This window comes from Pseudomonas sp. RW407, from assembly GCF_003176655.1.
GTDB classification, from domain to species: domain Bacteria; phylum Pseudomonadota; class Gammaproteobacteria; order Pseudomonadales; family Pseudomonadaceae; genus Pseudomonas; species Pseudomonas delhiensis.
The window spans coordinates 956066-966439 of sequence record NZ_QGSL01000091.1; the positions used below are offsets into that span (position 1 = coordinate 956066).

At 69.7% G+C, this 10374-nt stretch carries 10 protein-coding genes; 4 read left to right on the forward strand and 6 right to left on the reverse strand.

Annotated features, from left to right (window positions below):
• Window positions 1–752, forward strand: a 752-nt coding sequence (locus DK254_RS16775) for a zinc-binding alcohol dehydrogenase family protein (RefSeq protein WP_109934699.1), incomplete at its 5' end; no start/stop codon positions are given.
• An 8-nt stretch (window positions 753–760) separates the two neighbouring features.
• On the opposite strand, the gene DK254_RS16780 is transcribed toward DK254_RS16775, so the two are convergent.
• The 6 genes from DK254_RS16780 to DK254_RS16805 form a co-directional block, all read right to left on the reverse strand.
• Window positions 761–1546, reverse strand: coding sequence for a TenA family transcriptional regulator (locus DK254_RS16780; protein ID WP_109934652.1), 786 nt, complete (start codon window positions 1544–1546; stop codon window positions 761–763).
• A gap of 62 nt (window positions 1547–1608) precedes the next feature.
• Complete coding sequence (locus DK254_RS16785; RefSeq protein ID WP_109934653.1) at window positions 1609–4065, reverse strand: EAL domain-containing protein; 2457 nt, start codon at window positions 4063–4065, stop codon at window positions 1609–1611.
• A 408-nt stretch (window positions 4066–4473) separates the two neighbouring features.
• A complete protein-coding gene (locus DK254_RS16790; RefSeq protein ID WP_177412077.1) occupies window positions 4474–5076 on the reverse strand; it encodes a DsbA family protein in 603 nt (200 codons plus the stop codon).
• Between the two features lie 39 nt (window positions 5077–5115).
• A complete protein-coding gene (locus tag DK254_RS16795; protein ID WP_109934654.1) occupies window positions 5116–6057 on the reverse strand; it encodes a rhodanese-related sulfurtransferase in 942 nt (313 codons plus the stop codon).
• 110 nt (window positions 6058–6167) lie between these two features.
• Entirely contained in the window at window positions 6168–6476 is a 309-nt protein-coding gene (locus DK254_RS16800; RefSeq protein WP_109934655.1) for a BolA family transcriptional regulator, read from the reverse strand.
• A gap of 13 nt (window positions 6477–6489) precedes the next feature.
• A complete protein-coding gene (locus DK254_RS16805) occupies window positions 6490–7035 on the reverse strand; it encodes a DUF2059 domain-containing protein (protein WP_109934656.1) in 546 nt (181 codons plus the stop codon).
• A 152-nt stretch (window positions 7036–7187) separates the two neighbouring features.
• Between DK254_RS16805 and DK254_RS16810 the strand changes: the two genes are divergently transcribed.
• From DK254_RS16810 to DK254_RS16820, 3 genes are all read left to right on the forward strand, one after another.
• Window positions 7188–8201 carry a DUF2804 domain-containing protein gene (locus tag DK254_RS16810; RefSeq protein WP_089393586.1) on the forward strand — a complete coding sequence of 338 codons (1014 nt, stop codon included), beginning with the start codon at window positions 7188–7190 and terminating at the stop codon, window positions 8199–8201.
• A gap of 97 nt (window positions 8202–8298) precedes the next feature.
• On the forward strand, window positions 8299–9693 hold the full coding sequence (locus tag DK254_RS16815; protein WP_109934657.1) for a class II fumarate hydratase: 1395 nt from the start codon (window positions 8299–8301) through the stop codon (window positions 9691–9693).
• Window positions 9686–10309: an NAD(P)H-dependent oxidoreductase gene (locus DK254_RS16820; RefSeq protein ID WP_089393588.1), complete on the forward strand. Its 624-nt coding sequence runs from the start codon at window positions 9686–9688 to the stop codon at window positions 10307–10309. Before DK254_RS16815 ends, DK254_RS16820 begins: the two co-directional genes overlap by 8 nt.
• The last annotated feature ends 65 nt before the right edge of the window (window positions 10310–10374 follow it).

The window sequence follows — 10374 nt, forward strand, 5'->3', positions numbered from 1 at the left end:
TCAAGGGCCCGCAGGCGCTGCTCGGCCAGGCCGTGTGGGGCACCGGCAAGGAGCTCGGTTTCCTCCGCGACGGCAGCCATGCCGGCCTGCTGGCCCTGCCGGCGCGCGGCGTGGCGTTGATGCCCAAGCGCCTGGGCTTCGCCCAGGCCGCCAGTTGCGGGGTGCCCTACACCACGGCCTGGGATGCCCTGGAGCGCAGCGGCGTGAAGGCCGGCACCCGGTTGCTGGTGATCGGCGCCGGCGCGGTCGGCTCGGCCGCGCTGGACCTGGCCCGCGCCCGCGGTGCCGAGGTGCTGGCCGCCGTGCGCCGCGCCGGGCAGGCCGCCGCGCTGCAGGCCCGCGGCATCGCCAGCCTGGTGCTGGAGCAGCCGGAACGCCTGGCCGGGCAGGTCGACGCGGTGTTCCCCGGCGGCGCCGAGGTGATCTTCGACACCACCGGCTTCTGGCTGCCGGCGTCGGTCACCGCCCTGGCCCCCTTCGGCCGCATCGCCATCATCGCCGCGCCGGTGGACGGCCACGTGCAGTTGCCGGCGCTGGCGCTGTACCGCCGCGGGGGAACGCTGGTGGGGGTCAATTCGCTGCTGTACGACAGCGTGGCCTGCGCCCGCATGCTCGAGCAGTTCGGCCGCGGGTTCGACGAGGGCAGCCTGCCGCTGCCCGGGGAACTGCGCGAATCGCCGCTGGCCGAGGGCCTGCAGCGCTACCGCGAGGTGAACGAAGGCAGCAGCGACAAGCACATCCTGCTGCCCTGAGGCGGGCTTCAGCCGGCCACGCGCACCTGCGGGCGGCGCGTGCTGCCGGCCAGTTCCCGGGCCAGGCAATGGTCCAGGAACAGCTCCATGTAGCGGAAGCTCTTGCAGACGGCCGCACGCAGCGCATCCCAGCGCTCGGCGGAGACTTCCTGGCCGCACAGGGTGCAGATGATCTCCAGGGCCTCCCAGGGGTGGTCGTCGTCATAGTGGGCGTGCAGGCGCAGCCACTTCATCGCGCTCTTGCGCAGTTCCGCCGGCAGCGTCTGCTCGTAGGCATCGCTGGAACAGACCAGCGCCGACCAGTCGCCGGTCACGCCTTCCACCGCATAGTTGGTGGCCGCCATGGCCACCGCCAGGTCGTCCGAGGCGCTGGTGTGCCAGCACCAGTGGCCGAGGGCATGCAGCGCCTCGGGCACGTCCTGCGCGCGCAGCGCCGCCAGGCCCACGCCATAGGCTTCGGCCCAGCGCAGCCAGTGGTCGGCATGGTTCAGCTCGACGCGGATGTTGCGCATCAGCCAGCGCCGCGCCATGTCCTCGCCAGGGGAGCGGCCGAAACGCGTCTTCAGCAGGTTCTGCGACATGTACAGGGGGAACTGCTCGACCACCGGCCAACCGCCGATGAGGTAGGTGCGCATGCTCGCGGCGGACACCTGGCCGTCGCGCAGGCGCCGGTAGAACTCGTGCCCGGACACCGCGTGGCGGGCGCCGTCGCAGGCGGCCACCAGGTCCTGTGCCCACTGCGGGTAGCTGGTCAGGTCCTTCAGGGGCCCGACACGGAGAAATGCTTCGTTCATGCTTGCCCATCCCTGTGCATCGATGAAATCGACCGCCAGCCTAGATGACAACCTGCGGACTGTCACCGTCCGGAGGTGGTGTCCGGCTCCGCCAGGGCCGGCTCCGTGCGCCCGGAATAGTGGCGGCTGAACGGCTGCGGGCGGCCCACGGCGTAGCCCTGGGCATAATCGATACCGATTTCCCGCAGCACGTCGAGGATTTCCTTCGACTCGACGAACTCCGCCACCGTGCGCTTGCCCATGACGTGGCCGATCTGGTTGATCACCTGGACCATGGCGCGGTCGATGGGGTCCTCGAGCATGTCCTTGATGAAGCTGCCGTCGATCTTCAGGTAGTCCACCGGCAGGTGCTTGAGGTAGACGAAGGAGGACATGCCGGCGCAGAAGTCGTCGAGGGAGAAGCGGTAGCCCATGGCCTTGAGTTCGTGGATGAACTGGGTGGCGCTGACCAGGTTGGCGATGGCGCTGGTCTCGGTGACCTCGAAGCAGATGTTCTCCGGCGCCAGGCCATAGGTCGGCTGCAGCTCGCGGAGCATCTGGATGAAGCTGGCATCGCCGATGGTGGCCCCGGACAGGTTGATGGCGCAGGTGGCGATCGGCTCGCAGCCGGCCTCGCGGCGTTCGGCGAGGATCTCGAAGGCGCGGTTGGCCACCCAGCGGTCGATCAGTGGCATCAGGCCGTAGCGTTCGGCGGCCGGGATGAAGTCGTTCGGCGGCACCAGGCGGCCGTTCTCGTCCAGCACGCGCAGCAGCAGCTCGACGTGCAGGCCCTCCTCGGCCTGCGGGTCGACCGCCCGGATGGGCTGCGCGAACAGGCGGAAACGGTCCTCGTCGAGGGCCTGGCGGATGCGCTGGACCCAGGCCATCTCGCCGAAGCGCATGGACAGCTCGCTGTCGTCCGGGCTGAACACCTGGGCGCGGTTGCGGCCCTTCTCCTTGGCCAGGTAGCAGGCCATGTCGGCGCAGCGCAGCGCCTCCTCCACCGACACCAGCATGGCCGAGACGTGCACCACGCCGATGCTGACGGTGATGTTGAAGGGCCGCCGGTCCCAGATGAAGTGCAGGCCCTCGACGCCCTGGCGGAGGTTCTCGGCGACCTGCTCGGCGACCTCCGGCGGGCAGTTCTCCAGCAGCACGCCGAACTCGTCGCCGCCCAGGCGCGCCAGGGTGTCGCCTTCGCGCAGGCAGCGCTCGAGGATGCTGCAGGTCTGGCGCAGCAGCTCGTCGCCGGCGGCGTGCCCGCAGGTGTCGTTGACCAGCTTGAACTGGTCCAGGTCGAGGTACATCAGGCTGTGGCGGCCATTGCGCTGCGACGAGCGCTCCAGCGCCTGCTCCAGGCGGTACTCGAACTCGCGGCGGTTGCTCAGGCCGGTCAGGGAGTCGTGGGTGGCCTGCCAGGACAGGCTTTCCATGTACTGCCGCTCGCGCGTCATGTCGTGCAGCACCAGCGCCGCGCCGACGATGCGGCCGCCGACGCGGATCGGCGTGCCCACCAGGGTCACTACCACGCCGCTGCCGTCCAGGCGCTGCAGCAGCTTGCTGACCTCGCTGCCGGCCTCCACCTCGCCGCGCAGGACCTGACCGACCAGGGCCAGGTCCTCTTCCTCGGAAGCCTCGTCGAGCATGCGCAGCAGCGACTTCAGCGGCAGGCCCAGGGCCATGTCGCTGTCCCAGCCGATCATGCGTTCGGCGGCCGGGTTGAGGTAGGCGATGTTGGCGTTCTCGTCGATGGTGATGACCGCGTCGCCGATCGCCGCCAGGGTCGTCTGGGCCCTCTCGCGCTCGCTGTCCAGGGCGCTCTGGAAGGCGCGCTGGGCCAGCAGCAGCTTGCGCGTGCGCCAGGCCGCCAGGACGATCAGGGCCAGGCCGCTGGCGATGTTGGCCGCCAGCAGCAGGCGCATCACCGCCCGCGAGCCCTGCGCGAGGGCGGCGCTGAAGGCGCTGGAGGCGGGGCTCACGCCTTCGTTGATGGCCTGGATGCGCTGGTCCCAGTAGCTGATGTCGCCGGGGCCGACCTGGCCGGCCTGGATGCGCTGGTGCATCTCCTGGGCGATGGCTTCGAGCTGGTCGAGGTAGCGGTCGCCCTCCTTCCAGTAGCGCACCGCCTCGTTGAAGTAGCTGAAACCGTGGAAGTAGCGGTAGAGCCAGATGATGGCGTCGACGTCGTCGGGATGGTTGCCGCCGGCCAGGATGCCCTTGCGCGCCAGTTCGTAGTCCGGCTGCGGGCTGTCCAGGGCGGTGCGCAGCAGGCGGTCGCCGAGGGGGATGGCGATGGCTTCCCGGTAGCGCCGGTAGTCGTCGGCGTCACGCGTCTCGCCGTAGCGCTGCAGGTAATGGATGGCGTCCTTCTGGCCCTTGGACCAGAGGCTCTCGCCGCCAACGTAGGCGCGCACCCCGGAAATCAGGTAAAGGCTGCCTACGCCAAGCAATCCCTGCAGCAGGACCACGGCGATGAACGGCCATACCAGCTTCCACAGCCGGGAATCATGGCGAATGCGGCTCAGCCCAGTAGCACCCATGGATATTGTCGGATTCCTTTCGTGTCCCTACCGCTGCGGCAGCCCGCCGTAGCCGGACTGGAGCGCAACGGCCCCTCCTTACTCTTAGTGCATGGTAGCCATTCCACAAGGCGGGGGTACAGGGCTCGCACCGAGGAAAATCGCAAAATTGTCCGACAAGATGCCGGCCGCCGCCGCCTCCGCGGCCGCCAACCCCTGCGCCAGAGCCGTCGGTCAGCCGACGGGCGACAGTGACGCCCCTCGTCGGCCATCGGTTCATGCTGAGTTCGATTCGCAAGCGGGCTCGCGCCTGGCATCCTCCGGCAGGCACAACACCCGTAGGATAGGTGGAGCGAAGCGATACCCATCGGCATGGCGCGATGGGTATCGCTCAACCTTTCCTACGAAAGCATCTCGGCGCGGCCGGCGTCAGCCCTGGCGCCCGCGCTCCAGCCAGCGCTCCAGCATCGGCGCCAGCTCCTCCAGCGGCTGGTAGCCGTTGGTCAGCAGGGCCAGCTGGCCGTTGCGCTCGGCCAGCAGCGTGGGGAAGCCGGCGATGCCCAGGTCGCGGGCCCAGGAGAAGTCGGCCTGGGTCGCCAGGTGGTTCTCCTGGCTGTCGAACAGCTCGGCGAACTCGATGCGCGGCAGGCCGACGCCTTCGGCCAGTTGCGCCAGGGTGGCGGCCTCGGTGACGTCACGGCCGTCGATGTAGAAGGCCTGCTGGATGGCCTTGACCAGCGCCCAGGCGGCCTCCTCGTCCAGGCGCCGGGCGGCGACCACCGCGCGGCAGGCCGGCTCGGTGTCGTAGACGAAGCCCTCGGGCAGCGCGCCCTCGAAGCGGAACGGCTGGCCGGTGGCCAGGTGCACCGCCTGCCAGTGCTCGAGGATGTAGCGCCGGGTGGCCGGCTCCAGCGCCGCGCCATGGCCGGTGCGCAGCCCGCCCATGACCAGGGCCAGGGGCACGCCGACGGCGCGCGCCTGCTCGATCAGCGCCTGGGCCACCGGGGCGAAGCCCCAGCACCAGGAGCACATGGGGTCCATCACGTAGAGCAGGCGGGCGTTGGCCACGGATCAATCCTCCAGGGCGACCTGCCGCGGGTCGCGGCCGATGGGGTGGGGCTGGTTGCGCAGCTTCGCCAGCTCGATCTGCTTCTGCCGCTCGCGGGCGCTGGCGCGGGTCTTCTCCGGCAGCGAGTCCCAGCAGTGCGGGCAGCTGATGCCCGGCGCGTAGTGCTCGCTGGCGCGGTCCTCGCTGGAAATGGGATTACGGCAGGCGTGGCACTGGTCGTAGTCGCCCTCGGAGAGGTCGTGGCGCACGGTCACCCGGTTGTCGAACACGAAGCAGTCGCCGCGCCACAGGCTCTGCGCCTCGGGCACTTCCTCCAGGTACTTGAGGATGCCGCCCTTGAGGTGGAAGACCTCCTCGAAGCCCTCGCCGAGCATGTAGCTGGAGGCCTTCTCGCAGCGGATGCCGCCGGTGCAGAACATGGCGACCTTCTTGTGCTTCGCCGGGTCGTAGTGGGCCTTCACGTATTCGGGGAAGTCGCGGAACGACTTGGTGCGCGGGTCGACGGCGCCCTCGAAGGTGCCGATGGCCACCTCGTAGTCGTTGCGGGTGTCGATCAGCAGCACTTCGGGGTCGCTGATCAGGGCGTTCCAGTCCTGCGGCTCGACGTAGGTGCCGACGCGGCGGTTGGGGTCGACACCGGGCACGCCCAGGGTGACGATCTCTTTCTTCAGCTTGACCTTGGTGCGGTAGAACGGCTGCTCGTCGCAGTAGGACTCCTTGTGGTCGACGTCGGCCAGGCGCGGGTCGTTGCGCAGCCAGGCGAGCAGGCCATCGATGCCCTCGCGGGTGCCGGACACGGTGCCGTTGATGCCTTCCTCGGCGAGCAGCAGGGTGCCCTTGATGCCGTTGTCCAGCAGGGTCTGCAGCAGGGGTTCGCGCAGCGCGACGTAGTCCGGCAGGGAAACGAACTTGTACAGCGCCGCCACGACGATGGAGCGGGTCATGGGGTACATCCTCCAGTGGTCGCCCGCGTAAAGGGCGGACCGGGTCAGAAAAGACAACGCCGGCATCGGTTGCCGGCGTTGGCGCATTCTACCGCAAGCCGCGGGCAGCGTCAGTGGTCGTGCTTGCTGCCGCCGCGGCAGGTCGGCGAGTCGGGCGCGGCGCCCTGCTCGGCCCATTCCTCGGGGGTGTAGGTGTGCAGCGCGAGGGCGTGGAACCGGCCCATCAGCTCGCCGAGGGTGGCGTAGACCTTCTGGTGCCGCTTGACCGAATTCAGCCCGGCGAACACCGGGCTGACGATCACCGCCTTGTAGTGCGTTTCCTGGCCGCGGCTGTGCATGTGGCTCTCGTCCAGCACCTGCAGGTGCTGCGGTTCGAGGCCGGCGGCCAGGGCGGACTGGATACGTTCCTGCATGCTCATGTCACGGTTTCCGTCACTTCTTGGCCGGGGCCTTCACGCCCAGTTCCTTGTCCATGTCGGCCAGCAGCTTGTTCACCGGGTCGACGGCGGTCTGCAGCTTGGCCTGGGTCAGCTGGGCGGACTGCGCGGTCAGGCGCGGCATCTTCTGCAGGACCTTCTGGCCCAGCGGCGAGGCATAGAAGTCGTTCAGCTGCTTGAGCTCGGACTCGGTGAAGTTGTCGGAGTAGAGCTTGACCAGGTCCGGCTTGATCTTGTCCCAGCCCACCGCGCGGTCCAGCTCGGCGTTGGCCTTGGCCTGGTAGCGGTCGAGCACCGCCTTCTTGCTGTCCGGCGCCTTCGACTGGGCGAAGTGCTGGGCGAACATCTGCTGCACCTGGGCGTAGACCGGCACCGTGAGCTTGTCGGCGTGGACCTGCTTGAGGAACTTCTCGGCCTCGGCGGCCGAATCGGCCAGGGCCATGGAGCTGAAACCAACGAGGAGTGCGGCGGTGCAAAGCTTGCGAAGGGCGGTCATGGGCAGTCCTTGAGTCTGTCTGGTGTGTCCCTTGGGACCCGCCATTCTGCGCCTAAGTTCGGAATGCCCTCAAGCGGGAGTCGAGCAACGGCGTTTATGCCAGCCCAATGGCAGAAATGGCTGAAAGTTGCGGCCCGCTCTTGTCCTGCCAGCGGCGAATCGGCATGCTGGGTCAGATTGTCACATGGACGTGTTCGATGACCTCCCAGGCCCGCCTCACGCTGCCTCCCGCCCTACCGATGCTGTGCGATGCACGGGGCCACCTGGACCCGGGCGCCATCGGCTGGTCGTCGCGGCCGCTGCTGGACTGCGCCCTGCCCGGCCAGCGCGGCCGGCGCAAGCGCTGGAACCACTGGTGCCTGATCAGCCCCGGCTGGATGCTCTCGCTGACCATCGCCGACCTCGACTACCTCGGCTACGGCGCCCTCTACTTCCTCGACCTGGACACCGGCAAGGCCTACGCCCGCACGCAAATCTGCCCGCTGGGCCTGCGCTGCGAGCTGCCCGACCACCCCAACCAGAGCCACGCCTTCCACCACGAGCGCCTCAACCTGGGCTTCGACGACCAGGGCGCGCGCCTGCGCATCCACGCCGACGCCAGCGACCTGGGCGGCCTGCCGCTGTCCCTGGCGCTGGACGTGCAGCGCCCGGCGCACCTGGACTCGGTCAACCTGGTGGTGCCCATGGGCGGCAACCATTTCCACGCCTGCAGCCGGCAGATGGGCCTGCCCTTCACCGGCACCCTGCAACTGGGCGACGAGACCTACCAGGCCCAGGCCGGGCAGAGCTTCGCCGCGCTGGACTTCGGCCGCGGCGTCTGGCCCTTCCGCAGCTTCTGGACGCGCGCCGCCTTCGCCGCCCCCGGCGGCATCGCCGGCAACTTCGGCTCGGGCTGGACCGACCACAGCGAGCACAAGGAGAACGCCCTGTGGTTCGGCGGCGAGCTGCAGCGCCTGCGCGGCGAGGTGGACATCCGCCAGGAGCCCAACGACCCGCTCGCCCCCTGGCGCCTGACCACGCAAGACCAGCGGGTGGACCTCGCCTTCACCCCGCTCAAGCTGCACGAGGCCTCGCCGCGCCTGGGCCTGCTCTACGCCCACACCAGCCAGTGGTTCGGCCACTACGACGGCTTCCTGCGCAGCGCCGCCGGCGAGCAGGTGCCGGTCAAGCGCGCCCTGGGCTGGATAGGCGCCACCCACGCCCGCTGGTAGGCCCGCCGGCAAGCTATCGGCGCCATTGACGCAGCGCGGAACCCGAACCCCGGTACAAGGCCTAAACTCCCTCAGACCATTGTGGGAGGACGCCTTCATGAAACGGACCGAAACCGACAGCCTGGGGCCCATCGAGGTCGACGAGCAGGCCTACTGGGGCGCGCAGACGCAGCGCTCGCTGGAGAACTTCGCCATCGGCGGGCAGCGCATGCCGCTGGCCGTGGTGTATGGCCTGACGCTGGTCAAGAAGGCCGCCGCGCGCATCAACGTGCGCCTGGGCGAGCTGCCGGCGGAGATCGGCCAACTGATCGAACAGGCCGCCGACGAGATTCTCGCCGGCCAGCACGACGACCAGTTCCCCCTGGTGGTCTGGCAGACCGGCAGCGGCACCCAGAGCAACATGAACGTCAACGAGGTGATCGCCGGCCGCGCCAACGAACTGGCCGGCAACGCCCGTGGCGGCAAGGCCCCGGTGCACCCCAACGACCACGTCAACCGCGCGCAGAGCTCCAACGACAGCTTCCCCACCGCCATGCACCTGGCCGCCGCCCGCGCCGTGCACGAGGACCTGCTGCCGGCCATCGCCGAGCTGGTCGGCGGCATCGCCGCGCAGTCGGCGCGCCACGCCGACCTGGTGAAGACCGGGCGCACCCACCTGATGGACGCCACGCCCATCACCTTCGGCCAGGAACTGTCGGCCTTCGTCGCCCAGCTCGACTACGCCGAGCGCGCCATCCGCGCCGCGCTGCCGGCGGTCTACGAACTGGCCCAGGGCGGCACCGCGGTGGGCACCGGGCTGAACGCCCCGGCGGGCTTCGCCGAGGACATCGCCGTGGAGCTGGCCAGCCTCACCGGCCTGCCCTTCGTCTCGGCGCCGAACAAGTTCGCCGCCCTCGCCGGCCACGAGCCGCTGGTGACCCTCGCCGGCGCCCTGAAGACCCTCGCCGTGGCGCTGATGAAGATCGCCAACGACCTGCGCCTGCTGGGTTCCGGCCCCCGCGCGGGCATCGCCGAGGTGCGCCTGCCGGCCAACGAGCCGGGCAGCTCGATCATGCCCGGCAAGGTCAACCCGACGCAGTGCGAGGCGCTGTCGATGCTGGCCTGCCAGGTCATGGGCAACGACGCCGCCCTCAGCTTCGCCGCCAGCCAGGGCCACCTGCAGCTGAACGTGTTCAAGCCGGTGATCATCCACAACCTGCTGGAGTCCATCCGCCTGCTGGCCGACGGCTGCCGCAACTTCAACAGCCACTGCATCGCCGGCCTGCAGCCGGACGCCGAACGCATGGCCGAGCACCTGGAGCGCGGCCTGATGCTGGTCACCGCGCTGAACACCCACATCGGCTACGACAAGGCCGCGGAGATCGCCAAGAAGGCCTACAAGGAGGGCACCTCGCTGCGCGAGGCGGCGCTGGCGCTGGGCTACCTGACCGACCAGCAGTTCGACGAATGGGTCCGCCCGCAGGACATGCTGGAGGCCGGGCAGCATGGTTGAATCCGGCAAATCCGGCGCCACGCCCCTGGAGGGCGACGGCAAGCGCATCCTGGTGATCCTCGGCACGCCCAAGGCCGACGGCTTCTGCCACGCCCTGGCCGACGCCTACCAGCACGGCGCGCGCAGCCGCGACCACGTGGTGCGCACCCTCAAGCTCGGCGAGCTGCGCTTCGACCCAGTGCTGCGCGGCGGCTACGAGCGCAGCCAGGACCTGGAGCCGGACCTGCTCGAGGCCCAGCGCCAGGTGCACTGGGCCCAGCACCTGGCGTTCGTCTACCCGATCTGGTGGGGCGGCCTGCCGGCGCTGCTGCAGGGCTTCTTCGACCGGGTGTTCCTGCCCGGCTTCGCCTTCCGCTACCGCACCCCGCAGGACCGCGAGTGGGAACCGCTGCTGGGCGGGCGCAGCGCCGACCTGCTGGTGACCCACGACCAGACGCACTGGCGCTACCGCCTGCGCCAGGGCGCCCCGGCGCACCGCCAGATGGTGCGCTGCATCCTCGGCCCGTGCGGCATCGCCACCCGCCACCTGGAGGAGTTCAGCCCCATGCGCGGCGCCAGCGAAGAGCAGCGCCAGGCGTGGCTCAAGCGCGCCGAGCAGTTGGGCGCGCAAGTGTGAACCCCCGGGCAGGCCGGCGGCCGTTCCGTCGGCCCGCCCCGGGTGCCGGGGCTTTTCCAGACGTT